We start from the raw sequence: 25,034 nt of genomic DNA, 5'->3' as shown, positions 1-25,034 counted from the left end.
TCGATGTCCCAGATGCCCCAGCCGACGGCGCTTTCCCGGTGCCCCAGTTGCGAGGAGCCCCTCGAGTCGGGTGACCGCTTCTGCGGCGCCTGCGGGTACGACCTGTCGGTGGTGCCCGCCCGCCCGTCGGACACACCGACGCTCGCCATGAACGGCGCGGCGCCGCCTCCGCCGCGGGAGGCGGCCTCCGTGGACTGGCCGGCCGCTCCCCCGGCCGGCGGCGCCGGCCCGTCCGCCCCGGCGCATCTGCCGGCCGACCTCCGGGGCACCGACTCCGGCGGCTCCGAGCTGCCGGCCGCGCCCGCCGCCCAGGACGCCCCCGCCGCGCAGGACGCCCCCGCCGCGCAGGGCGTGCGGTTCGACCGTCCCTCGCCGTCCCAGGACTACGCCCTGGCGGCACCCCAGCCGGTCGACCCCCGCACGGCCGCGCCGACGACGCCCCCGGCCGGCACGAAGGTCTGCGTGGCCTGCCGCACGGGCACCGTCGACGGGGACGGCTACTGCGAGCACTGCGGTCACGCCCAGCCGCGCGAACGGGACCACATGGAACAGGAGTTGGGTGCGGTCGCCGCGGTCAGCGACCGAGGCCTGCGCCACCATCGCAACGAGGACGCCTTCACGGTCTCCTCGACCGCGCTGCCCGACGGCTCGCCCGCCGTCGTCGCCGTCGTGTGCGACGGCGTCTCCTCGGCGACCCGCCCCGACGACGCCTCCCTCGCCGCCGCCCAGGCCGCGAACGAGGCGCTGCTGGAGGCCCTGCCCCGCGGCACGCACCCCCAGCAGGCCATGCACGACGCGATCGTCACCGCCTCGCACGCCGTCAACGCGCTGGCCACCGAGCCCGAGACGGCCCAGGAGCACTCCCCGCACCAGAACGCGCCCGCCTGCACCCTGGTCGGCGCCGTCGTCACCGCGGGCCTGCTCGTGGTGGGCTGGGTCGGCGACAGCCGCGCCTACTGGATCCCGGTGGACCGCAGCACGCCCCCGGCGCGGCTCACCGAGGACGACTCGTGGGCCGCGCAGATGGTCGCCGCGGGCCTGATGAGCGAGGCCGAGGCCTACGCCGACGAACGCGCGCACGCGATCACGGGCTGGCTCGGCGCCGACGCCTACGAACTGGAGCCGCACACCGCTTCCTTCAAACCGGACCGGCCGGGTGTGGTGGTGGTGTGCACGGACGGGCTGTGGAACTACGCGGAGAACGCCGAGGAGATGGCCGAGGTGCTGCCGCCCGACGCCGAGCGGCGTCCGCTGCACTCGGCCCGGGTGCTGGTGGGCCACGCCCTGGACGGCGGGGGCCACGACAACGTAACAGTGGCGGTCCTTCCGTTCCCTGCCACGCCGCAGGGGGCAGGATCCGCCTGAGAGGTGTGTCCCCCGGACACGCCCGTGGCCGGCGGGGGCCGGCCCCAGGACCGGAGGGGACCGGTCCGCCACCAGTCATCACCTCGGCGTGCCGGGGGTCTTGAGGGGGATCAGAGAACGCATGGCCAATTTCTCGAAGTCGAACGTGCCGCAGTTCTCGGTGGACGTGTATCAGAACGAGTACCTGCCGGAGGGCGGCCGCGAGGTCAACGCCATCGTGACGGTGACCGCGACCGGCGGCGGCACCGTCGGAAGCGCGGTCGCGGCGCCCCACCTCTACGCGCCGGGGCAGGGCCCGAGCGCGGCCGTTGCCGTCATGGTCGACTGCTCGGGGTCGATGGACTACCCGCCGACCAAGATGCGCAACGCACGCGACGCCACGGCCGTGGCCATCGACATGCTGCGCGACGGGGTGCACTTCGCGGTCATCGGCGGCACCCATGTGGCCAAGGAGGTCTACCCCGGCGACGGACGGCTCGCCGTGGCCGACGCGAACACCCGTGGCCAGGCCAAGCAGGCGCTGCGCCGGCTCAGCGCGGGCGGCGGCACCGCGATCGGCACCTGGCTGCGGCTGGCCGACCGGCTGCTGTCCTCGGCCGACGTCTCCATCCGGCACGGCATCCTGCTGACGGACGGCCGCAACGAGCACGAGGCCCCCGAGGACCTGCGGGCCGCGCTGGACTCCTGCGTCGGCCGTTTCACGTGTGACGCGCGCGGAGTGGGCACCGACTGGGAGGTCAAGGAGGTCACCGGGATCGCCTCCGCGCTGCTGGGGACCGCCGACATCGTCGCCGATCCGGCCGCCCTGGCCGCCGACTTCCGGCAGATGATGGAGTCGGCCATGGGCAAGGAGGTCGCGGACGTCTCGCTGCGGCTGTGGACGCCCGTGGGCACGGAGATCCTGTTCGTGAAGCAGGTGGCGCCCACGGTCGAGGACCTGACCGACCGCCGTGTCGAGGCGGGGCCGCGCGCCGGGGACTACCCCACCGGCTCCTGGGGTGACGAGTCCCGCGACTACCACCTGTGCGTCCGGGTCCCGTCCGCGGCCGTCGGCCAGGAGATGCTGGCCGCCCGGGTCTCGCTCGTGATCCCGCAGAACGAGGGAGGCGGCGCCCACAGCCTCGGCGCCCAGGGACTCGTACGGGCGGTGTGGACCGACGACATGGCGGCGTCCACGTCGATCAACCCCCAAGTCGCGCACTACACGGGCCAGGCGGAACTGGCGCATGTCATCCAACAGGGACTGGACCTCCGCAAAGCGGGTGATTTCGACGGAGCAACGGCCAAGCTGGGACGGGCCGTTCAGCTCGCCGGCGCGTCGGGGAACGCGGATACTGCGAAACTGCTTGCGAAGGTGGTGGACGTGGTCGACGCCGCGACAGGTACTGTGCGACTGAAGGCGAAGGTCGCGGAGGCCGACGAGATGACCCTCGAGACCCGGTCCACAAAGACTGTTCGTGTAAAGAAGTGACGTAGAAAGTCCGCACAGCAGCGAGCCCGACCGCACGGGGTCGGAGAACCACGCCGGTCACAGGGACCGGAGAAGGAGAGGGGGAAGCGCCGACATGCCGACCTGCCCGAACGGACACCAGTCGGGTTCCGACGACTGGTGCGAGGTCTGCGGTCACCGTATGGCCGGTGCCGTACCCCCGCCGCCACCTCCACCGCCGCCGCCCGGCGCCGGTTACGGCTACTCGTCGCCCGGCTCGCCCCCGCCGCCTCCGGGCGCCGGCGGCGGCCCCGCGGGGCGCCCGCTGTCCGCCGTGCCGGACCTGGAGCCGGAGCTCTGCCCGCAGTGCCGCACACCCCGCGAGGGCGGTGCCCCGTTCTGCGAGGAGTGCCGGTGGAACTTCCTGACCAACACGGCGACCTCCTACACCCCTGCGGCTCCGCGCCCGCCGGCGCCGTCGCCGAACCCGCCACTGCGCTTCCAGCAGGGCGGGCAGACCGGGCCCGGCCCGGACCCGTACGACTACCACAGCTCCCGGCCGTCGCAGGTGAACCGGCCCGCGGAGCCGATCCCGCCGTCCCCGCCGTTCGGCGGTGAGCCGTCCGGCCCGGCGGGCTTCGGCGGGGACGCCTCGCGTCCGTCCGTCTTCGGGCACGATCCGTCCCGTCCGGCTCCGCCCCCGCCCGGCCCCCCGTCGGGAGGTCCCGGCGGCCCCGGCGGATTCCGGGGTCCTGGCGGCCCCGGGGACCCGCAGACCCAGGCTCCCAACGGCCCGTCGGCCTTCCAGCCGAGCGGCCCGCCCCCCACGTACCAGCGGCCCGGCGGCCCGCCGCCCCCGCCGCCGGTCCAGGGCTTCCCGCCGCCCGGGTCGCCGCAGTCCGGCGGGCCGGCCTTCGGCGGCGGTGACGACGACTGGGTGATCTCGCCGCCGTCGTCCTCCCCCTCGGGCGGCGCGCCCGGCGGTCCGGCGGGTCCCGGCGGCCAGGGCGGGGGCTACGGCTACCCGCAGCCCGGCGCCACCCAGGCCCCGCCGCGTCCCTACGGACAGCAGCAGCCGCAGCCGACGACCTGGACCGCCACGATCGGTCCGGACCGCGAGTACTTCCTGGCGATGATGCAGCGCTCCGGCCCCGAGGCCGCGGGCCTGAACCTGCCCGCGTACTCCCCGGAGCAGCAGCGCACCCTGTCCGGCAACCAGGTCACCATCGGCCGCCGCCGCCACTCCACCGGCGACACCCCCGACATCGACCTGTCGGTGCCGCCGGAGGACCCGGGCGTCTCGCACCAGCACGCGGTCCTGGTGCAGCAGCCGGACGGCTCCTGGGCGGTCGTCGACCAGAACTCCACGAACGGCACCACCGTCAACGGCGGCGAGGAGCCCATCCAGCCCTTCGTTCCGGTGCCCCTGCAGGACGGGGACCGGGTGCACGTGGGCGCCTGGACGACGATCACGATCCGCCGGGGCTGAGAGGAGCCTGTGCACACGCTCTGAGCGGCGCGGCCCCCGGACGTGTGCGGGACTGCTCACGGGCTCTCGTACGCGTCCGCGGCCGTTCCGTCTCATCCGGCCGCCCTTCACGGCAGCGGCCAGGTGTGCGGCCCGTCCGGGTCGTCCAGCCAGGCCCGGGCGCGGTCGCCGCTGACCGTGATCCCGAACCGCTCACGGGTGGGCCGCTCCTCGTGCTCCCACAGCGTGTACGCCTCGGACGGGGTGAGGCTGCCCGCCGTCAGGGCCAGCACGAACCGGAACCCCTCGTCGTTCCGGGCCCGGTGCGGCAGCCCGCCCAGATCCCCCGGGTCCGGCCCGGGCCGCGTCCCGCCGCGCAGCGGTACGAAGTAGGCGGGCGTGGCCAGGAACGACCCCTCGGCATGCCCGGCGTCCCGCACCTCCAGGGCGATCAGCCCGGTCGCCAGCGGCGCCAGGATGCGCGCGCCCGGACGGCACTGCGCCGGCCAGGCGCGCGGCACCGAGCTCAGCGCGCAGGTCGCGATGATCCGGTCGAAGGGGGCCCGCTCCGGTACGCCGCGCGCCCCGTCGCCCGTGACCACGGCCGGGTGGTGTCCCGAGGCCGCCAGGTGCTGCCGGGCGGACTCGGTGATCTCGGGGTCGATGTCGATCGAGGTGACCCGGCCGTCGCCGAGGCGGTGGGCGAGCAGGGCGGCGTTGTAGCCGGTGCCGGCACCGATCTCCAGGACGGCGTCGCCGTCCCGGACCCTCAGCGTGCTCAGCATCTGTGCCATGAGGGACGGCTGGCTGCTGGAGGAGATCAGCTCGCCGTCGCGCACCCGGGTGGCCAGCGGGGCGTCGGCGTACGCGCCGCGCAGCCACTCCCGTCTGCGGCCCGGGTCGGGATCGCCGCACCATCGGCGCTCGTAGCCGCCCCTGGCCACGACGTAGTAGTACGGCACGAACAGATGGCGCGGCACCGCCGCGAACACCTCGCGCCACGCGGGATCGGCGGCCCACGCCCCGCACGCGTCGATCTCCCGCACGAGGTCCGCCCGCGCCGATGCGGCGAGGTCCTCCAGATCGTCATCGAGAGCGTGCGCGCCCATACCTCCACTGTGCTGCGGGAGACGACGCGTGGCGAGCATGCCGCGCGCCCGGACCGCGACGCGTCACCGCCGGGCCGGGCCCTCCCCCGTCGAACCGGGGATCCCGGGCCTTGCGGCTCCGGTCGCCGCGTCTGAGACCATGGACCATGTGAATGAGATTCGGCGCGGCACGCTTCAGGAGCAGACCTTCTACGAGCAGGTCGGCGGCGAGGAGACCTTCCGCCGCCTCGTCCACCGTTTCTACGAGGGGGTGGCCGAGGACCCCGAGCTGCGGGCCATGTATCCCGAGGAGGACCTGGGCCCGGCCGAGGAGCGCCTCACCCTGTTCCTGATCCAGTACTGGGGCGGACCGACGACCTACAGCGAGCGGCGCGGCCACCCCCGGCTGCGGATGCGGCACGCACCGTTCACCGTGAACCAGGCCGCCCACGACGCCTGGCTCCGGCACATGCGGGCCGCCGTCGACGAGCTCGGCCTGTCGGAGGAGCACGAGCGGACGCTGTGGAACTACCTGACGTACGCCGCCGCGTCGATGATGAACACGCCCGAGTGAGCGGGTGAGCGGGTGGGGCGTCCCGAGGGCCGCTGGCCCCGGTGACGCTCGGGGCGCGGTGACGCTCAGCGCACGGTGACGCTGAACGTGCCGAGCCCCGCCCGGCGCAGGGCGACCGACCCGTACGGGGTGCGCAGCCTGAGCCACGCGCCCGCCGAGAACAGCCCAGGCGGCGCGTCGCCGCCGGACACCCGCGGCGCCGGGCGCAGGAAGCCGAGCGACTGCGCGGCGTGCACGGCCCGCACCGGCAGCTCCGTGGCCCCCACCGCGCGGGACCAGATCTCCCTGCCGATCCCGTCGAGCGCGGTGCGTGTCCGCCGCTCGGGATCCAGTTCCTCCGTGCGCGAGCGGAACTCGGCCACCGCCGCGGCCACGGCGGCCCGCAGGGCGTCCGGTGCCGGCAGCCCCGGCTCCGGAAGCCAGCCGCCGCGCGGCGGCAGTACCCCGGTCCACGGCGGTCCGGTCACGACGGCGGGCACACCGGCGGTGGCCGCCGGCTCGTCGACGGACTCCAGGAGCTCACCGGCCGACACGGTCCGGTCGAGCCGGGCGTCCAGCCCGTCCTCGTACGGCTTGGCCAGCCGCACCGCACGGACCGCGAGCACCTCGAAGGAGGGCGGCCGCCCGAAGACCGCCAGCGCCGTCCCGGTCGTCTGCAGCCGCACCGCGGCACCGCGGTCGTAGTGGATCAGCCGGGCCAGGAAGGCGGCCAGGTCCGCCGCCTCCCCGTCGTCGGCCAGGTGGAGCACCGTCATGCGGCGACGGCCTCCTCCTCGTCGTCCCTGTACTCCATGAGGAACTCCCGCTCCTCGGACGTGATCCGGCGCGGGCGCTGGGCCTCGAAGTCGAACGGCACGATCACCGTCGAGGCCCGGACGTAGACCCGGTCCGGGTCCTTGTCCTTGACCTCGTAGGCGAGGGTGAAGGACGCCGCCTTGACCTCCGTGACCCACAGCTCGATGTCCACCGGCGCGTGCCGGTGGACCAGCTGCTGCTTGTAGTCGATCTCGTGGCGCGCCACCACGGACCCCTGCTTGAACTCCTTGTCCGGGCGGAACAGGAAGTCGATACGGGCCTCTTCCAGGTACCGGAGGAACACCACGTTGTTGACGTGACCGTACGCGTCCATGTCCGCCCAGCGCAGCGGGCAGCGGTAGATGTGCCGCAAGGTCAGCCCCGGGTCAGCTTCTTGTAGGTGGCACGGTGCGGACGGGCCGCGTCCGGGCCGAGCCGCTCGATCTTGTTCTTCTCGTACGACTCGAAGTTGCCCTCGAACCAGAACCACTTGGAGTCGCCCTCGTAGGCGAGGATGTGGGTGGCGACGCGGTCCAGGAACCACCGGTCGTGGGAGATGACCACGGCACAGCCCGGGAACTCCAGGAGCGCGTTCTCGAGCGAGGACAGCGTCTCCACGTCCAGGTCGTTGGTCGGCTCGTCGAGGAGCAGCAGGTTGCCGCCCTGCTTGAGGGTGAGCGCCAGGTTGAGGCGGTTGCGCTCGCCACCGGAGAGGATACCGGCCGGCTTCTGCTGGTCGGGGCCCTTGAAGCCGAACGCGGAGACGTACGCCCGCGACGGCATCTCGACCTGGCCGACGTTGATGTAGTCGAGCCCGTCGGAGACGACCTCCCACAGGGTCTTGTTCGGGGCGATGTTCTCACGGCCCTGGTCGACGTACGAGATCTTGACGGTCTCGCCGACCTTGATCGAACCGGAGTCGGGCTGCTCCAGACCCTGGATCATCTTGAACAGCGTGGTCTTGCCCGCGCCGTTCGGGCCGATGACACCCACGATGCCGTTGCGCGGCAGCGTGAAGGACAGCTCGTCGACGAGGACCTTGTCCCCGAACGCCTTGCTGATCTTGTCGACCTCGACCACGACGCTGCCCAGGCGCGGCCCCGGCGGGATCTGGATCTCCTCGAAGTCCAGCTTCCGCATCTTCTCGGCCTCGGCCGCCATCTCCTCGTAGCGGGCCAGACGCGCCTTGGACTTGGCCTGCCGCCCCTTGGCGTTGGAGCGGACCCACTCGAGCTCTTCCTTCAGGCGCTTCTGGCGCTTGGCGTCCTTCTGGCCCTCGACCTTGAGGCGGGCGGCCTTGGTCTCGAGGTACTTGGAGTAGTTGCCCTCGTAGCCGTGGAGGCGGCCGCGGTCGACCTCGCAGATCCACCCGGCGACGTTGTCCAGGAAGTACCGGTCGTGGGTGACCGCGACGACGGTGCCCTCGTACTTGGCGAGGTGCTGCTCCAGCCAGTTCACCGACTCGGCGTCGAGGTGGTTGGTGGGCTCGTCGAGCAGCAGCAGGTCGGGCTGCTCCAGCAGCAGCTTGCACAGCGCGACCCGGCGGCGCTCACCACCGGAGAGGGTGGTGACGGGCCAGTCGCCGGGCGGGCAGCCCAGAGCGTCCATGGCCTGCTCCAGCTGCGCGTCCAGGTCCCACGCGTTGGCGTGGTCGAGCTGCTCCTGGAGCTTGCCCATCTCGTCCATGAGCGCGTCGGTGTACTCGACCGCCATCTGCTCGGCGATCTCGTTGAACCGGTCGAGCTTGCCCTTGATCTCGGCGACACCCTCCTGGACGTTCTCCAGGACGGTCTTCTCCTCGTTCAGCGGGGGCTCCTGGAGCAGGATGCCCACGGTGTAGCCGGGCGTGAGGAACGCGTCGCCGTTCGACGGCTGCTCCAGGCCCGCCATGATCTTGAGGACGGTCGACTTTCCGGCGCCGTTCGGACCGACGACGCCGATCTTGGCACCCGGGAGGAAGCTCAGGGTGACGTCGTCGAGAATCACCTTGTCGCCGTGCGCCTTGCGCGCCTTGCGCATGGTGTAAATGAACTCAGCCAAGAGAAACCGTCCGGCAGCTTGAAATCTGGCAGTGGGCAGATACAGCCCATCTTGCCTGACCGCCGCCCCTGGACGGAAACCAGTATGGTCCGGGGGCCGTGACCTGGGTTTCACCGATGACACCCAGGGCTCGTCCGTCACTGTCGGTGGCCGTTGGGTCCCCTCGGCGCCCCGCCCCCCTGCTAGGGTGCGCCGATGCCATCGGTCAAGCAGTTACAAGTCACCTTCGACTGCGCGGAACCTGAGCGCGTCGCCCGCTTCTGGTGCGAGGTACTGGGGTATGTCGTACCGCCGCCGCCGGAGGGGTTCGCCACCTGGGACGATTTCGACCGCTCTCTGCCGCCCGAGCGACAGGGATCGGCGTTCGCCTGCGGCGATCCCTCGGGTGTGGGCCCGCGGCTGTACTTCCAGCGCGTCCCCGAGGGCAAGGTCGTCAAGAACCGGGTGCATCTCGACGTGCGGGTCGGCACCGGACTCGTGGGGGAAGAGCGGCTCGCCGCGCTCCAGGCCGAGTGCGCACGACTGGTCGCGCTCGGCGCGGTGCGCGTGCGGGTGCTGCCGGCCGATGACGACAACGAGTCGTGCATCGTGATGCAGGACATCGAGGGCAACGAGTTCTGTCTCGACTGAGCATCCTCCGGGACGACGGGGACGGGCGCACTGGTCGGCCAGGGGCCTGGCCGGCGGGATTCCGCCGGACGGGCCCCTGGCCCCGGGAGTGCTCAGCGCTTGAGCGTGAAGGTGAAGCCGCCGGAGAGCTTGCCGCTCAGCCGGACCGCCGAGACGAGCTTCCCGTCCGTGATCAGCCTGTCGGTCTCGGCCCGCGAAAGACGGCAGCCTTCAGCGATCAGACGCACCGGCCGGACAGGTATCCGCGCCGCGAAGCGGACCGAGACGTCGATCACCTCGCGGCCCACGTGATCCGATCCGCCGGTGTCCAGGCGCCAGGCGCCCGCCCAGTCGAGGGCGATGCGATTACGGCGCCGCACCACCGGATCCTGGAGCAGTTCGGCTGCCAGGCCGAGATCGTTGGCATGCAGCCGGTCCAGCAGCTCAGGTCGTACGGAGCGCACCTTCGTCCGCTCCAGGACCGTGAGCTTCGCCGTCTCCCCGCAAGCGGTGCAGAGCACGAGGAGCCAGGCGTCGATGAGCTTGTGGTTGGCGTTGACGCGGAACTTGCCGTTTACCCGGAAGCGTCCGGACGCGCACGTGTGGCAACGGCGGAGAACCAGCGGCAGGCAGGTGGGCATGACCACCCAGTTTTCGAGCACAGAAGTACACCGGTTTCAGTGAGAAGTCCGCAGCAAGAAGAAGCGCGGCGCGGATACGCGACGCGCGACCGATCAGCTCCAGGGGGTCTCACACGGTGTACATCGGCACGTCCTTGATCGGACAACGTGGGTCGGCAGCACGGTAATGGCGCGCGGCGGCACCGCTCCACCGGTTTTCGAGCGCGGCGCCGGCGGGTGTTTCTCAGGTCGCCGACCACAGGCGGCGGTAGAAATCGGTCCGCCGGGGGTCGGGGGTGATTCCGTAGGCGTCGAGGAGGGTGTCCTCCCAGCCGGGCCCGTAGTTCCACTCCGTGCTCCACGTGGCGACGGCCAGGTCGGCCCAGCGGTCGGCGACACCCAGGGCGCCCATGTCGACGTGGCCGGACCAGGTGCCGTCCTCGCGGAGCAGCGTGTTCGGCGCGCAGGGGTCGCCGTGGCACACGACGAGGCGGTCGATCGGTGGGGGCGTGCCCAGGTCCGTCGGCGGGGAGAGCCCCGCGCTCCGTGCCCGTTCCAGGCGGGACTCGACGGACCAGCTGAAGGGGCACTCGGCCGCGGGAAGCCGCTCGTGCAGGGCGCGCAGTCCCGCACCGAGCGCACGCGCGGCCGTCGCGGGGTCCGCCGTCCACCGAGGAGCGACGGCGCTCTCGCCGGGCAGCTCATGGGTGAGGAGCCAGGCTCCCTCCCGGTCCGCTCCCTGGTCCCGCACGCGGGGTACGGGCGTGAAGCGGCCGGCCCACCGCAGGCGTTCGGCCTCGCCGGGCAGGTCCAGCCGGGAGGCTGCCGGAGCCCACTTGGCGAACAGCCGGCCGTCACCGTCGTCGATCCGGAAGGTCAGGCCGCCCAGCTCGTTCTGCCACACGGGCAGCAGCGGCCGGCCATCGGCCAGGGCGGCGATACGCGCGGGTACCTGCACGGTGGGAGGCGGCGGTCCGGGCAAGGCCATGCGCTCATGGTCTCCCCCGCGTCCGGCGGCGGGCCAACGGTTTTCTCCACGCGCCGGGAGGGCTCGACCCGCCGTCGGGCGGCCGGGGTTCGGGCGGTCAGTCGCGCGTCGGGGTCTGCTTCCGGCCGATCAGCAGGAGGGCCGCGCCGCCGATCACGACCAGTCCGATGGCCGTGCCCGCGATGATCGGGGTCGCGCTGGAGCCGCCCGTCTCGGCGAGGTCGGTGTCGGCGGCCGTCGGGCCACCCGCCAGTGCCGGGGAGGGTTCGCTGAGCGTCTGTGTCTTCAGTCCGCCGGCGCTGGATGCCGTCTTGCAGTCGAAGACGCCCTTGAACCGCTTCTCGTAGCCGCCGGGCACCTTGATGGTGAAGTCGTACGCCTGGTCCTCCTGCAACGGGATCGTCACCGTCTGCGACTTCCCGGCGGGGATGGTGTGCTCGGTCCCCATGAGCGCGAACGTGAACGCCTCGTCGCCCTTGTTCACCGCGGTGATGTCCACGCCGCCCTCGGCGCAGTTCTTCTCGGCCGACAGAGCGGGTATCGCGCCTGTCGCCGCCCAGTTCGCCGTGGCCGCCGCCGAGACGGTCGACTCGCTGGAGCCGGCGAGGATCTGCGTCTGGCTGCGGCTCTCCGAGACGAAGGCCCGGCCCACCGGCACGGTGGTCGACGCCTGCACGGTCAGCTCGGCGGAGCCGTCCTGCGCCTTCCGCGGCACCTGGAAGTAGATCCTGCTGCCGTCGACCGCGGACGTGACCTCCTTGCCGGCCGTGTCGACGATCTTCACGCCGCTGTCCATGGCGTCCGTCGGCGCCGTCACCGTCACGCTGTCCGCGTTCGTGTGCACGGTGACCGGGCCGAGCCGCTCGCCGGGGTGCCCCGAGACGGCGGGCGGGTCGAGGGTGAGCGACGCGGCGGGCTCCGGGAGGTTCCGCGCGCTCTTCTCGAGGTAGTCCGCGAGCTTCTCCGCCTGGGGATCGACCGCGTCCACGTCCGCGCCGTCCGAGTAGCGCCAGATCGCCACCTGGGTGCCGGCCGCCGCGTCCTGCTCGGTGAGTCCCGCGGCGCCCGCCTTCGCCGCCAGCGCCGCCAGGTCGTTGACCTGGGGGTAGGAGTTCTGCAGGATCCAGCGGATCCTGCCCGCGTTCTTGTTGCCGTCGAGAGACGTGCCGCTCCACGTCGTCTCCTGGTACTTGGCGTCCTTCTGGGTCGGGTTGTGGAGGTCGATGCAGTAGGTCTGCAGGGTGCCGCCGTAGTCCACGGACATCTCGAACAGCCCCGCCGGCACCTCCTCGTCCGTGCCGCCGTCGTGGACGACGGCAGCCCCGTACGTCTTGAGGTCGCCTATCGTCGCGGTCGCTCCGCCCTCGCTCTGCGGTGTGTCCTCGGCGACCGCCGTGCCCGCGGCGGCCAGCAGGCCCGCCGCGACGAGTCCGGACACCAGCGTCGCGGCGGCGAGGCCGGCGGCCCCTCGCCCGCGCGCGGACGACACAGAGAACGAAGCAAACACAGAATTCCCCTTCGAGCAGGGCCCGTTGCCGGGGGAAGTGCGGTCCCACCAGCGGAATCAGGAGCCCCGAGAGCCATGCCCGGCATCCTAGGGACGTGGCGCACCCCTCTCCCCAGTCATCTGGCCCGATAACCGATCCGACTCGGAATCGTTATCGCTCACACAGTTCGCGAGCCGCACTTGTCGACAAATTCACCGGGATCGTTCGGGCAGTGCCTGACAGACTCCCCGATTGACGACAGTTCCGGCCGGAGGGGGTCGGTCTGGGAGGCAGTCAGGCTGATGTCACGTCATACCAGCGGCTTCCAGTGTCGGTTGGGGCTGAGGCTGGGGCTGAGGTTGGGGCTGACGTTGGTGTTGGCGCCGGCGTTGAGGTTGTGGTTGCGGTTGCGGTTGCGGTTCGGAAGGGGTTTCGGCTCCGGTCCTCGCCCCGGCGCCGGGCTCGTCCGTCGTCCGAGGCCGGCCCGGCGGCTCCGTCTCCCAGTTCGGCTCGGGCTGCGGTGACGCGCCAGGCTGCGCCTCGGGCCTCGCGGAGCGGCGGAAGGCCGACGTGCCGCGCGACAGATCGTGGCCGATCGCCGCCGCGTCGAGGTCGGCGGACAGCCAGCCCTGCCCGTCCCGTTGCTCGGTCCGCACCTTCAACCGCCCTTGGACGACGAGCGGATCGCCCACGGCCACGGAGGCCGCGACGTTCGTGGCCAGCGAGCGCCGGGCCCACACCGTGAAGAAGTTCGTGTGCCCGTCGGTCCACTCGTTCTTCTCGCGGTCCAGGTACCGCGCCGTCACCGCCAGCCGGAAGCGTGCCGTGGGACCCGTCGGCGCGTCCCGGTACACCGGCTGCGTGGCCACGTTGCCGACCACGCACACCATCGTCTCGTTCACAGAAAACCCCTCCCTCGCCCCGGCTTCCGCGCCGGGACGGAACGCGTACGGGCCCGTCCCGTACGGCTGCGTCTGCCGTGGCGGGCACGCCGTACCGCGTGCTGCCGCCTCCTGCGACGACCGCGTTCGCCGCGATCGCCGTGGGATCAGACTGCCTCCGCCGGGCCGAGCCCGCTGAGCGCTGTGGGCTACCGCCGGGTTGTGGACAACTCCGCCACCCGAACGAGTCGCTCCACCTCACCCCACCCGCGTACCCGTCCCCGTGACCTTCGCGTACTGCTCCCGCACCTCCCGGTACCGCAACAGCTCCGCCGCCACCGGATCCAGCACTCGGGCCCGTCCGCACCCGGCGGCCGCCTCTCGCAGCCGGCGTTCCGCTTCGAGCCCGTACCGGCGTGCCGGTCCGCGTGCGGCGATCCGGCAGCCCCACTGGACCGCCGGTCCCCCGACCACGCCGACCGCCGTCAGCAACGCCGCCACGCCGAGGTGGGCCGGGGTGAACCCGCCGACCCGCCCCAGCAGCCACAACCCGCCCAGGACTTGAAGCAGCGCCATCAGCGTCTGGGCGAGCACGGCGAAGGGCCACCAGCCCGGCCGGGGCGGCCGCCCCGACGGCATGGCGGTGCGCACCGACAGCCCGTCCAACGCCTCCGGCAGCCCCTGCGCACCGCGCGCCGCCGCCTCGCGCACCGCCTGGGCCCAGGCTGCCGGCAGTCCGGCCGCGGCCCGGTCCGCCACCGTCCGCACGGCCTGCTCGACACGCTGCCGCGCGGTTGCCTCCTCGTCCGCCCGGGCGCGCTCCGGCGGCCGTCCCGCGGACGGCTCCCGCCGCTCCCGGAACCACCGCCACAGCCTCAGCCAGGGCGTACCGCACACACGGTCGGCGTTGCGCAGCCACGCGCGTTCGGCGGCCTCGCCGACGGCGGTCGCACCCACCGCGTCCGCGAGCCGCTCCGCGAACTCCTCGCGCGCCTCCTCGCTCAGCCCGGTGTACGGCCCGGTGAGGTAGACGGGCCGCAGCCGGGCGGCGGCGGCGTCCACGTCGGCGGCGATGCGGCGCGCCGCCGCCCCACGTTCGGCCACGAACTGCCCGAGCACCTCACGCAGTTCGCCCACGCCGTCCCCGGTGAGCGCGGACAGGGCGAGCACGGTTGCACCGGGTTCGCCGAACTCGCCCAGCGGGATGCCGTCCCCGTCGAGCAGCCGCCGCAGGTCGTCGAGCACCAGGTCCGCCGCCTCCACGGGCAGCCGGTCCACCTGATTCAGCACGACGAACATGACCTCGGCATGTCCGGCCAGGGGCCGCAGGTACCTCTCGTGGAGCACGGCGTCGGCGTACTTCTCCGGATCCACGACCCAGATCACCGCGTCGACGAGGGCCAGGACGCGCTCGACCTGCTCCCGGTGCTGCACGGCCGCGGAGTCGTGGTCAGGCAGGTCGACCAGGACGAGCCCGCGCAGCTGCGGGTCGCCGTCCGGGCTCTGCACGGGGCGCCGGCGCAGCCGCCCGGGGATCCCGAGCCGGTCGATGAGCGTGGCCGTTCCGTCGCTCCAACTGCACACGATGGGTGCGGCGGTGGTCGGCCGGCGCACACCGGTCTCCGAAATGGCCACTCCGGCGAGCGCATTGAAGAGGGTCGACTTGCCGCTGCCGGTGGCGCCCGCGATGGCGACCACGGTGTGCTCTCCGGAGAGCCTGCGCCGCGCGGCCGCCTCGTCCAGGACCCGGCCCGCCTCGGCGAGCGTACGGCTGTCCAGCCGCGTCCGCGACAGGCCCACCAGCTCGCGCAGCGCGTCCAGCCGCGACCTGAGGGCTCCGTCGTAGGCGAGGGGCATGGGCTGCGGTACGACCGCGCCGTGGGGGTCGAGGGGTCCGGCCGCGTGTGCGAGCCCTGCCTCGGACGCCCGCCTGGCGATCAGCCCGTCGTCCCAGGCCACCCCTGGCGCCTCGGCGCGCCCCGCCGGTTCGTCGCGCTGCACGCGCGCGTGCGAAGCCTCGAGCGGCCAGGTGTCCTCGGTCTCCCTGCTCTCCCTGCTCTCCCTGGCCTCAGCGGCCTCAGCGGCCTCAGTGGCCTCAGTGGCCTCACTGGCCTCACTGGTTTTGCCGGTCTCTGCGGTCTCTCTCGTCTCGCTGCCGCCTCTGACCCCCCAGGTCTTCCCCCTCCCCCCGCTCTCGCCGTTCTCCCCGCTCTGCCCGCCCTGCCCGCTCTCCTCGATCTCGCCGACCTCCGTCGTCTTCCCGCTCGCCGCAGTCGCCGCGATGTCGCCGTTCGCGGCGTTCGCCACGCCCCCCATGTCCTGCCCGCCCGCGTCTGCGGTGCCCTCGCCGTGCCGTGCCGCTTCGGAGGCGTCCGACGCCGGGGCATGGTGCGCTTCCGTGTCACCGTGGGCGCGCACCCGGTCGTCCACCGGCGGCTCCCCCTGGTTCGCACAGGCCCCGCGGTGCTCAGGAAGCTCGTCGTCCACGCCGGTTTCACCTCCGGCGGAAACCCCGCGGTACGGGTGCCCACTCGGGTGCGGGTGCCCGGCCTCGTCGTGATCCGTGTGGCCGGTGATGACGTCCACCGCGGTCACCTCTCCTTCTGCAGTACGGACAGCGCGGCGATGAGTTCGGCCTGGGGGTCGGCGTGGACGTCGAAGGCGTCGAGGGGGGCGAGACGGCGCTCGCGTTCGGTGCGCAGCACCCGGTCGACGTATTCGGAGAGCAACTGCGCGCCGCGCTCACGCAGTCGCTGTGCCTCCTGCGCGCCGATGCGGTCGGCGAGCAGGTCGGCGGCCCCTTGCGCCCGGTCTCCGCCGAGGAGGGCCGCAGCGGAGAGGGCGGCCACCGTCTCGGCGTCCGGGGCCACGCTCCTGTCGAGGTCGCGCACCGCTTCCTCGGCGTACTCCTCCAGGACGCGCCGCCAGCGTCGTACCGCCAGCCCGATGCGGTGCTCCGCGCTCTCCGGGGCCGGGCCGTGGTCCGTCAACGCCGGGGCGGCCGCCGCCGGCTCGCGGCGCCATGCCTCGTCGACACGCTCGTCGGCGGCCGTGACGGCGCACAGCAGCAGGACGCCCAGGTTCTCGACGAGGGCGTCCAGCAGTTCACCGTCACCGCAGTCGAGGGGATAGCCGCACCACCTCCTCAGGGCGTCGCCGGCAAGCACGGCACCGGCTTGCAGACGCGTGTGCACGCGCGCGTCCTCACGGTCGTACGCCGTGTCGACGGCGGCGGTGAGCCGCAGGGCGGCGGCGTACTGGGCGGCGGCGGCGCCGGCCAGCTCGGTCACGCGGGACGTCAGGGAGTCCAGGGCGCCGTAGGCCGTGCGGGCCGTCGCGGCCTCCCGGACGGAGGGGTCCTGCGCCTGGTAGGTCAGCCAGGCGCGCAGAGGGGCGACGGCGGTGGCGGGCAGCAGTCCTCCTCCCCAGGCCGACTCGGGCAACTCGGGCACGGTGAAGTGGGGCACGTCGCCGAGGCCGGCCTTGGCGAGCAGGGCGCCGTACTGCCGCGACACCTCGGAGACGACCTGGTGGGGTACGCGGTCGAGCACCGTGATCAAGGTCGCCCGGTGTTCCTTCGCCGTCCGCAGCAGGTGCCACGGCACGGCGTCGGCGTACCGGGCGGCGGTGGTGACCAGGACCCAGATGTCGGCGGCGCAGATCAGCTCGGCGGCGAGGATCCGGTTGTCGGCGACCAGGGAGTCGATGTCGGGCGCGTCGAGGAGGGCGAGTCCGCGCGGGAGCGTGTCGGCGGTCTCGATGCGCAGTACCCGCTCGTCCCGTCCCGCCAGGGCGGGCGGATCCTCGCCGGTGTCCTGGCGGGGCACCCACACGCGGGTGAGCCCGGGCAGGACGCGCATGCCGCTGAACCAGTGGTGGTCCTCGGGATGGCAGACGAGCACGGGAGTGCGGGTGGTGGGGCGCAGCACGCCGGCCTCGCTGACTTTGCGGCCCACAAGGGAGTTGACGAGGGTCGACTTGCCGGCCCCGGTGGATCCGCCCACAACGGCCAGCAAGGGTGCTTCGGGCTCCTTCAGCCGGGGCACCAGGTAGTCGTCGAGCTGCGCGAGGAGCTCGTCGCGGCCGGCACGCGCGCGTGCGGCCCCCGCCAGGGGCAGCGGGAAGCGTGCGGCGGCGACACGGTCGCGGAGGTCGGAGAGTGCGTCGAGCAGCTGAGGCCGTACATCCAAGGTCACCACATGCGAAGAATGCCCAATTTTGGATGATTTCTGAAGCATATGGACATGTCTGCGCGCCGAGCGGGCATGCGGGCCGGGAGGGGCGACCGGGGCGCAGGCATAACGAGTCCACAACACCCGGGGCGCCGGACGCGAAAAGCGATGCACGATTCGCACCTGCCTGCGATTATCAGGACCGCTTCACCGAACCTCCACATCGAGCCACGGAGGGGAAGCATCAAGGGCAAGGGTCCTGGCGTCCTATCCTTGTCCCCGGCAAGGTCACGGACAGGCCCGCACCCGGGCACCAGACAGGCCGCCGCACCAGCCCCCGTAGCTCAGTGGATAGAGCAGGCGCCTTCTAAGCGCTTGGCCGCAGGTTCGAGTCCTGCCGGGGGCGCCCAGTCTCCGCCCTCCCATCGGGAGGGCGTTTTTGCTGGTAAGAGGCCGTTTATCGGGCTCGGCGGAGCAGCTTCGCGGGTGCGGGTGGGCTCTCGGGCAGAGTCGGCGGGCGTCCGGCTGGGGACGATTTCGTCCGGCCCTCGGCGGGTGTTCTTCCCGGAAACTTCCCGAAGTTTCGGTGCGGTCTCTCTGCAATCCCTCTGCGGTCGACGTGCGACGACCACCCGGCCACGCCCCTCAGATGAGGGCAAATCGCCATACAGGTTGAAGGAGCGCTGGATATCAGATCATCCTTGCCGCCATGAGTCTCGTCTCCACGTCCTTCGATGTGCCCGCGGTGGGCGACTACGCCTTCGACTGGGCCTTGGTTGATGTGGAGACGTCAGGCCTGGTTGCCCGGCGAGACCGCGTGCTGTCCGTCGCGGTGATCACGATCGGTCCGGACGGGGAGCAGACCGGGGAGTTCTCGACCCTGCTCAATCCGGGCTGCGATCCGGGACCGGTGGAGGTGCACGGGCTGACCGCCGAGCGGTTACAGGGTGCGCCCAGCTTCGACCAGGTCGCCGGGCGGATCGGAGCGATGTTTCAGGACCGGGTCCTGGTCGCCCACAACGCCCAGTTCGACTACGACTTCCTGGCCTACGAGTTCGCCCGTGCGCGGATGTGGCTGCCGGTGTCGCAGCGGCTGTGCACTCTGGCGCTGAATCGCCAGGTGGATCCGCCGACGGACGACATGAAGCTCGGCACCCTCGCCGCCCATTACGGCGTCCCCCAGCAGCGGGCGCACGATGCGCTGGACGACACTCGTGTGCTGGCCGGGATTCTGCGGGCGTCGCTGCGCGAGGCGGCGCGGCTCGATCTGCCCCTGCCGCTGGTGACCTGCCCGCCCCGGGCGGAATCGCAGTTCACGCCGAAGCCGCCGAAGACTCCCTGCGCCTACCGCAATCCGGGACGGCTGACTCCTGGCGGGCCGCTCCGGCAGGGGATGAAGGTCGCGATCACCGGTGAGACCGCCCATGCCCGGGCGGAGCTGGTGGGGCGGGCGGTTGCCGCCGGGTTGAACATGATGACCTCCGTCAGCCGGCACACCAGCGTGCTGGTCACCAATGAACCGGCGTCCGGTTCGGCAAAGGCCCGAAGGGCACTCGCCGAAGGCGTGCCGGTCGTCGACGAGCACACCTTCCTGCGACTGCTGGCCGACGTACAGCCAGGGACAGCCCATGAGGCAACGGCCGTCGCTGTCGCACGGGTGGCCGAGCCGGAACCAGAACCAGTCGTCGGACCCGTGGAGTCGGCGCCCACCACGACCTCTGCCTCACCCGTCTCGGAAGCCGCGGCCCTCCCCACGGCCGCACCCGGGGCGGGGGTACCCGCTCCGCGTCGACCGGTGCCCTCCGTCGGCACGTTGGACAAGCCTTTGGCCGGGCGTCGCGTGCTGGTGCTCGGTGGTGTCCATGCCGATGCCGTGGCGGCCCGAACACGCATCGTCGGGCTCGGCGGGTCCGCGGCGATCAACCTGTCCGCCAGTGTCACCGACGTCGTACTCCTGGAGGGAGGGCAGGGCGACCGGCGCATGAGCCGCATCACCGCCCTCGAACTCCCCGTGCACGACCTCCACTGGCTCACCGCTCCGACCGCCACCGCCCCGGCCACGGCGACACTCCGGACTCAGGAGCCGCACGTAATGCCGAGAGGGGGCGTCATCGACCTGCCCATGCCGCACGGCAGGCCCGCGCCGGAGTGGTATGTCACCGCCGGCTGGGCCCCGCAGTCCGACTACGAGATCGACGTCGTCGCCTTCCTCCTCGACGAGGACGAGCAGGTCACCTTCGACGAGGACTTCATCTTCTACGGCGCTCCCGAGCACCCCGCGGGAACCGTGCGACTGCTGACCGGCGGCCCGGCCGAACAGTCCATCGCCCTCAACCTGGCCTCCCTGCCACCCGCGACGCGCAAGGTCGTCGTCGCCGCCGCCATCGACGGCACCGCCACCTTCGGGACGGTCGGTGCGATCCAGATCGGTGCCGCCCCCGGTAGTAGCGGGGCACCGCTCGCCCGGGCCACCCTGGACGCCGCCACCACCGAACGCACCATGCTGCTCGCGGAGATCTACCGTAGAGGCCCGGTCTGGCGCCTACGAGCCGTCGGCCAGGGCTACGGCCACGGCCTCGACGCCCTCGCTCGCGGATACGGCGTCGACATCGCCGACTGAACGACGGTGCCGGAGACGAAGGTCCGTGCATCCCCTGGATCTGGGTCAGACCCGGCGACGCGGTGCGGGGATGGACCCAGGCTTGGGTACCGGCGTGCTCGGAGCCGGCCCGGCGGGCAGTCGCTGTGGGCCTTCGATGCGCTGCTGAAGCCCGGCGAGCTGGCCCGTGAAATGCAGCGGGCGTAGGTGGCGAGCAGGACAGGGACGCCGTGGCCAGCCCACTCGGCGACCTGGGCGGGTGGGATGCCGTTGTTGAGCCAGGTGGTCAGGCAGGTGCGGCGCAGGTCGTAGACGCGCTTGCCCACAGGTGACTCGTATTCGTGCTCCGGCAGGACGGCCTTGCGGGCCTTGTCCCAGGCGCGGCGGAAGACCGATCCGGCCAACAGCCGCCCTTCTCGCCGGGGAAGAAGACGTCGCCCGGCTGGAGGCCGTCCCTCTTGATCAGGTCGCGGATCCGACCTGGCGCTGAGACGTGCAGCCGCGCCGGGAACAGCGGGCCCGGCCGGCGCTGTTGCATCGACCGAGGGATCGGCGCTGCACGGGCGGGGAACTCGGAGACCACAAGGTCGTCTGCCCCGACAGGATCCGGGCCCCGGGATCGCGGTACGCCCGCCGCACAGTCGGACCAAGACGTATTTCTGCAGGAGGACTGCTTGATGACTGACCGGCCCTTGACGCTCATGGCGGTGCACGCCCACCCCGACGACGAGGCCACCGGAACCGGAGGGGTCCTCGCGCGGTACGCGGCGGAAGGCATCCGCACGGTTCTCGTGACGTGCACCGACGGCGGTTGCGGTGACGGACCCGGAGGTGTCAAGCCGGGCGATCCCGGGCACGATCCGGCGGCCGTCGCATTGATGCGCCGTCAAGAACTCAAGGCGAGCTGTGACGTCCTGCAGGTCAGCCATCTGGAGACGCTGGACTATGCCGACTCCGGGATGACGGGCTGGCCGAGCAACGACGCCCCCGGATCCTTCTGGCAGACCCCCGTGGAGGAAGGCGCGGCCCGACTCGCGGAACTCATGCGGCACTACCGACCTGATGTGGTCGTCACCTACGACGAGAACGGCTTCTACGGCCACCCCGACCACATCCAGGCCCACCGCATCACGATGGCGGCGCTGGAGATGACCGCGCCGGCACCGAAGGTGTACTGGACCACGATGCCCCGCTCGAGGATGCAGCGGTTCGGCGAGATCATGCGCGAGCTTCATCCGGACATGCCGGAGCCGGGTCCTGCCGAGGCCGCCGCGATGGCCGAGATCGGCCTCCCCGACGATGAGATCACCACGTGGGTGGACACCACCGCGTTCAGCGGCCAGAAGTTCGACGCGCTGGCCGCGCACGCCAGTCAGGGCGAGAACATCTTCTTCCTCAGGATGGGCAAGGAGAGGTTCGGCGAGTTGATGGGCATGGAGACCTTCGTACGTGTCCAGGACGCCACCGGCGCGGCCGTACCCGAGAACGATCTCTTCGCCGGACTGCGCTGATCCACTCATCCGGGGCGGAGCCCCAGAGTCAGGAGGGTACGCCAGGCGTGCAACCGCCGCCCTGCCTTCGCCCTCCAAGACCCAGACGTCGGCTTGCTGCAGGCGAGGGCGCGCCGAGGCGACATGTCGGACAGTATTTTTCGGTCGAGCGATGGTGTCTTGCAGCCATCCTCGACTGCTCTATGGAACTGCCCGGTACCCAAAACGCCCCGTCCATCCCTTACGGATGCGACAAGATGAGCATGGGGGCGCAGACAGCCCACAGCCCCTCACCTGCGGAAACGCGTGAGGGGCTCTTGCTCTCGTCAGCAGTCCGCACCGGAATCACGATGGAGCACCGGTGGCACACTTCGTGCCCGTGACGCGGCCCGAGATCATGCACGACCGGTAGTAGTCCGCGCGGAGACGGCGCCCGGAGCCTCGGTGCCGGCACGCGCCCTACAGTGTCCCGATGGCGCCGATCAAGAAGTTCCAAGTCACCTTCGACTGCGCAGAACCTGAGCGGCTCGCTCGTTTCTGGTGCGAGGTGCTGGGGTACGTCATACCGCCGCCACCGGCAGGGTTCGCCACGTGGGACGATTTCAAGCGCTCGCAGCCACCGGAGCAGCGGGATTCCTGGTTCGCCTGCGTCGATCCCTCAGGGGTGGGCCCGCGGCTGTACTTCCAGCGCGTCCCCGAGGGCAAGGTCGTCAAGAACCGGGTGCATCTCGACGTGCGGGTCGGCACCGGACTCGTGGGGGAAGAGCGGCTCGCCGCGCTCCAGGCCGAGTGCGCACGGCTGGTCCCGCTCGGCGCGGTGCACGTGCGCACGCTGTACGACGGCAATGATTCGTGCATCCCGATGCTGGACATCGAGGGCAACGAGTTCTGCATCGACTGAGGGGCCGCGGACGTGTCCTCGCGCATCCCGACCAGGCTTCGGCGCGCGCTGGGGCGTAGGTCGCCTCTCGACCGTGTGGGGCTACGTCCTTCGGCGAGGGCGGGAGATCGCCGAGGCGGTCGGGGACGGGACCCGCGGCGGGGAACGGTCAGGACGGCTGCCACGGTTGGAGCTTGTCCGGGTTGCGCACCGCCCAGATGTGCGTGATCCGGTCGTCCGCAGCGACCTCGAACGCGAACACCGTCTCGATCCGGCCCTCCGACTCGATCACCAGGCCCGGCAGTCCGTTCACGGTGCGCTCGAGGATCGTCCGGGCCGGCGCGAACCGGGCGATCGTGAGATAGAGGTGGGCGATCTGCTCCGCGCCCTCGATCGGCAGCAGGTGGGCGACGGCGCGGCCACCACCGTCGGAGATCGCGGTGGCCCCCGGGTCGAGCAGGCCGAGCAGGGCCTCGATGTCCTGTGCCTCCCAGGCCGCCTTGAACCGCCGGACGACGCTCGCCTGCCGGGCCGCGTCCGGGCTCGCCTCCGCCCGCGCGGCGATGCGGCGGCGGGCCGAGGACGCCAGCTGACGGCACGCCGCCGGGCTGCGGCCGAGGATCTCGGCCACCTCGGCGAACGGGTAGCGGAAGATGTCGTGCAGCACGAACGCGACACGCTCGGCCGGGGTCAACGACTCGAACACGACCAGGAAGGCCATGGTCACCGACTCGTCGAGGGTGATCCGGTCGGCCGGATCCCCGCCGTCGCCGCCCGCCGCCCCGGCGATCCACTCGGCCGGGTCGGGCAGCGGCTCCGGGATCCACTCCCCGACGTAGGTCTCCCGCCGGCTGCGCGCCGAGCCGAGCAGGTTCAGACAGATACGGCTGGCCACCGTCGTCAGCCAGGCCCCCAGGGACTCGACGGCCTCCTGCTGCGCCCGGGACATCGCGTACCAACGCGTGTAGGTCTCCTGGACGACGTCCTCCGCGTCGGCCAGGGACCCGAGCAGCCGGTAGGCGAGATTGAGCAGCTGTCGCCGCTCGCTCATGATCGTGCCCAGGCCCGGGTCGTGTTGCTCGTCCGCCTGCCGCTGCGACTGTTCCCACGGGGTGGTCATACGCTCTCCGGCTCCCTCGTCCGCGGTCCCTCTCCTACGACTACGACACATCAGAGCGGCGGAATGTGAGGTCGGCGGCTCGCCTCACATTCGGCGGACCTGCGTTGTCGGACCGGATGAAGGGGAACACACCGGCCACAGGACAGGACGCCGAACATGAACGACTTCCAGGAGATCGCCGACCGCGTCGAGATCGAGGCGCTGCGCGGCGAGTTCACCGACGCGGCGATGATGCGCGACCGCGCCCGCCTCGCCGCGCTGTTCACCCCCGGCGGCGTGCTGCGCATGCCCGACGTCCCGGTCGAGTTCGTCGGCCGCGAGGAGATCCGGACCGGAGGCGAACGCCTGCAGGCCCGGTGGGACTTCTTCGTGCAGAACAGTCACCCGGGCACGATCCGTCTCGACGGCGACACGGCCACGGGCCGCACCTACATGCAGGAGATCGCGCGGCTGCTCGACGGCCGCTCGGGCCTGAACTTCGCCGTCTACCACGACAGTTACCAGCGGACGCCGGAGGGCTGGAAGTTCGCCGAGCGGGTCTACGAGGTCAGGTACGTCGACACGACCCCGCTGCGAGGTTCGGCGCCCGGCCCCGACGCTCAGGCACCCGACCCTGACGCTCAGGCGCCCGACCCCGACGTTCAGGCCCACGGCCCTGACGCTCAGGCCCACGGCCCCGACGCTCAGGCCCACGGCCCCGGTGAGGCACGGGACGCCGGCCCGGCCTCGGAGGCCGGCACGGCGGACGCGTCGGCCACGGGTGCGGCCGACGACTTCGGCGCACCGGCGTCCGTCGAGCGGCTGAACCGGACCGTCGCGGCGCTGCGGGCGAACGGCTTCACCGCCGAACTGCTCGAGGACGCCGCGGCGGCCCGCGCCCGCGTCAGGGAACTGATACCGGAGGGCGCGGGCGTGTTCACCGGAGCCAGCGAGACGCTTCGGCTCTCCGGCATCGCACAGGACATCGAGACCGGCGACCGCTACCAGGCCATCCGGCCACGCGTGCTGACGATGGACCGCGCCACCGAGTTCGACCGGATCCGTCGGCTGACGGCCACCCCGGACGTCCTGGTCGCCAGCGTCACGGCCGTGACCGAGACCGGCTCGCTCGTCGTCGCCTCGGGCAGCGGCAGCCAGCTGCCCGCCTCCGCCGGCGGCGCCGCACGGGCGATCTGGGTCGTCGGGGCGCAGAAGGTGGTACCCGACCTGAGCACCGCGCTGCGCCGGGTCGAGGAGCATGCCCTTCCGCTGGAGACCGCGCGCGCCCAGGCGGTCTACGGGCGGCCGAGCGCGGTCAACCGTCTGCTCGTCCTCAACGCCGAGCCGCAGCCCGGGCGCGGCACCGTCCTGCTGCTGCGCGAGGCCATCGGATTCTGACATCCCGCGCGGCGGTGAGGACGGACGCCACGGGGCGGACGGCGAACCGTAC

At 72.1% G+C, this 25,034-nt stretch carries 20 protein-coding genes and 1 tRNA gene; 10 read left to right on the top strand and 11 right to left on the bottom strand.

The annotated features are described in order from the left end of the window. Positions 1–3 precede the first annotated feature (3 nt). The 3 genes from ACFYMU_RS29860 to ACFYMU_RS29850 all read left to right on the top strand — a co-directional run bounded on the left by ACFYMU_RS29860 (position 4) and on the right by ACFYMU_RS29850 (position 4,283). Positions 4–1,365, top strand: a complete 1,362-nt coding sequence (locus tag ACFYMU_RS29860; RefSeq protein WP_388379730.1) for a PP2C family serine/threonine-protein phosphatase — start codon at positions 4–6, stop codon at positions 1,363–1,365. 121 nt (positions 1,366–1,486) lie between these two features. Next, positions 1,487–2,836 (top strand): VWA domain-containing protein, encoded by a 1,350-nt coding sequence (locus tag ACFYMU_RS29855; protein WP_388379727.1) that lies wholly within the window; start codon positions 1,487–1,489, stop codon positions 2,834–2,836. A 94-nt stretch (positions 2,837–2,930) separates the two neighbouring features. Further along, a complete protein-coding gene (locus ACFYMU_RS29850) occupies positions 2,931–4,283 on the top strand; it encodes an FHA domain-containing protein (RefSeq protein ID WP_388379725.1) in 1,353 nt (450 codons plus the stop codon). Positions 4,284–4,390: 107 nt separating this feature from the next. On the opposite strand, the gene ACFYMU_RS29845 is transcribed toward ACFYMU_RS29850, so the two are convergent. Further along, positions 4,391–5,371, bottom strand: coding sequence for a methyltransferase domain-containing protein (locus ACFYMU_RS29845; protein WP_388379723.1), 981 nt, complete (start codon positions 5,369–5,371; stop codon positions 4,391–4,393). A gap of 139 nt (positions 5,372–5,510) precedes the next feature. Between ACFYMU_RS29845 and ACFYMU_RS29840 the strand changes: the two genes are divergently transcribed. Beyond that, positions 5,511–5,924, top strand: coding sequence for a globin (locus tag ACFYMU_RS29840; protein ID WP_388379719.1), 414 nt, complete (start codon positions 5,511–5,513; stop codon positions 5,922–5,924). 65 nt (positions 5,925–5,989) lie between these two features. Here ACFYMU_RS29840 and ACFYMU_RS29835 read toward each other — a convergent pair whose 3' ends face one another. Genes ACFYMU_RS29835 through ettA form a run of 3 tightly spaced genes read right to left on the bottom strand, consistent with a single transcriptional unit; the run spans position 5,990 to position 8,759 of the window. Next, on the bottom strand, positions 5,990–6,679 hold the full coding sequence (locus ACFYMU_RS29835) for a hypothetical protein (RefSeq protein ID WP_388379716.1): 690 nt from the start codon (positions 6,677–6,679) through the stop codon (positions 5,990–5,992). Then, the gene (locus tag ACFYMU_RS29830; RefSeq protein WP_388379713.1) at positions 6,676–7,092 is read right to left on the bottom strand and encodes an acyl-CoA thioesterase; all 417 of its coding nucleotides are present in this window, start codon (positions 7,090–7,092) and stop codon (positions 6,676–6,678) included. Before ACFYMU_RS29830 ends, ACFYMU_RS29835 begins: the two co-directional genes overlap by 4 nt. A 2-nt stretch (positions 7,093–7,094) precedes the next feature. Beyond that, positions 7,095–8,759, bottom strand: coding sequence for an energy-dependent translational throttle protein EttA (gene ettA, locus ACFYMU_RS29825; RefSeq protein WP_388379710.1), 1,665 nt, complete (start codon positions 8,757–8,759; stop codon positions 7,095–7,097). Between the two features lie 195 nt (positions 8,760–8,954). On the opposite strand from ettA, the gene ACFYMU_RS29820 reads away from it, so the two are divergent. Further along, complete coding sequence (locus ACFYMU_RS29820; RefSeq protein ID WP_388379707.1) at positions 8,955–9,389, top strand: VOC family protein; 435 nt, start codon at positions 8,955–8,957, stop codon at positions 9,387–9,389. A 92-nt stretch (positions 9,390–9,481) separates the two neighbouring features. On the opposite strand, the gene ACFYMU_RS29815 is transcribed toward ACFYMU_RS29820, so the two are convergent. The 6 genes from ACFYMU_RS29815 to ACFYMU_RS29790 form a co-directional block, all read right to left on the bottom strand. Continuing rightward, positions 9,482–10,009 carry a DUF1062 domain-containing protein gene (locus ACFYMU_RS29815; protein ID WP_388379705.1) on the bottom strand — a complete coding sequence of 176 codons (528 nt, stop codon included), beginning with the start codon at positions 10,007–10,009 and terminating at the stop codon, positions 9,482–9,484. Positions 10,010–10,232: 223 nt separating this feature from the next. Continuing rightward, on the bottom strand, positions 10,233–10,976 hold the full coding sequence (locus ACFYMU_RS29810; RefSeq protein ID WP_388379703.1) for an aminoglycoside 3'-phosphotransferase: 744 nt from the start codon (positions 10,974–10,976) through the stop codon (positions 10,233–10,235). A 97-nt stretch (positions 10,977–11,073) separates the two neighbouring features. Next, positions 11,074–12,483, bottom strand: coding sequence for a Cys-Gln thioester bond-forming surface protein (locus ACFYMU_RS29805; protein ID WP_388379701.1), 1,410 nt, complete (start codon positions 12,481–12,483; stop codon positions 11,074–11,076). Between the two features lie 285 nt (positions 12,484–12,768). After that, entirely contained in the window at positions 12,769–13,365 is a 597-nt protein-coding gene (locus ACFYMU_RS29800; RefSeq protein ID WP_388379698.1) for a single-stranded DNA-binding protein, read from the bottom strand. 237 nt (positions 13,366–13,602) lie between these two features. After that, entirely contained in the window at positions 13,603–15,831 is a 2,229-nt protein-coding gene (locus tag ACFYMU_RS29795; protein ID WP_388379695.1) for a GTPase, read from the bottom strand. Positions 15,832–15,935: 104 nt separating this feature from the next. Beyond that, the gene (locus ACFYMU_RS29790; protein WP_388379692.1) at positions 15,936–17,543 is read right to left on the bottom strand and encodes a dynamin family protein; all 1,608 of its coding nucleotides are present in this window, start codon (positions 17,541–17,543) and stop codon (positions 15,936–15,938) included. Between the two features lie 306 nt (positions 17,544–17,849). Between ACFYMU_RS29790 and ACFYMU_RS29785 the strand changes: the two genes are divergently transcribed. From ACFYMU_RS29785 to ACFYMU_RS29770, 4 genes are all read left to right on the top strand, one after another. After that, positions 17,850–17,922 (top strand) — tRNA-Arg (locus ACFYMU_RS29785). A 303-nt stretch (positions 17,923–18,225) separates the two neighbouring features. Further along, a complete protein-coding gene (locus tag ACFYMU_RS29780; RefSeq protein ID WP_388379689.1) occupies positions 18,226–20,136 on the top strand; it encodes a TerD family protein in 1,911 nt (636 codons plus the stop codon). A gap of 656 nt (positions 20,137–20,792) precedes the next feature. After that, the gene (locus ACFYMU_RS29775) at positions 20,793–21,626 is read left to right on the top strand and encodes a PIG-L family deacetylase (protein ID WP_388379686.1); all 834 of its coding nucleotides are present in this window, start codon (positions 20,793–20,795) and stop codon (positions 21,624–21,626) included. A gap of 451 nt (positions 21,627–22,077) precedes the next feature. Further along, a complete protein-coding gene (locus ACFYMU_RS29770; RefSeq protein ID WP_388379684.1) occupies positions 22,078–22,506 on the top strand; it encodes a VOC family protein in 429 nt (142 codons plus the stop codon). A gap of 148 nt (positions 22,507–22,654) precedes the next feature. On the opposite strand, the gene sigJ is transcribed toward ACFYMU_RS29770, so the two are convergent. Continuing rightward, positions 22,655–23,605: an RNA polymerase sigma factor SigJ gene (sigJ, locus tag ACFYMU_RS29765; protein WP_388379681.1), complete on the bottom strand. Its 951-nt coding sequence runs from the start codon at positions 23,603–23,605 to the stop codon at positions 22,655–22,657. 156 nt (positions 23,606–23,761) lie between these two features. Between sigJ and ACFYMU_RS29760 the strand changes: the two genes are divergently transcribed. After that, on the top strand, positions 23,762–24,982 hold the full coding sequence (locus ACFYMU_RS29760) for an LUD domain-containing protein (protein ID WP_388379678.1): 1,221 nt from the start codon (positions 23,762–23,764) through the stop codon (positions 24,980–24,982). The last annotated feature ends 52 nt before the right edge of the window (positions 24,983–25,034 follow it).

The organism is Streptomyces sp. NPDC007264 (assembly GCF_042869095.1).
GTDB lineage: Bacteria > Actinomycetota > Actinomycetes > Streptomycetales > Streptomycetaceae > Streptomyces.
The sequence above is the reverse complement of the archived record's forward strand: the minus strand, read 5'-3'. Positions and strand labels throughout refer to the sequence as shown.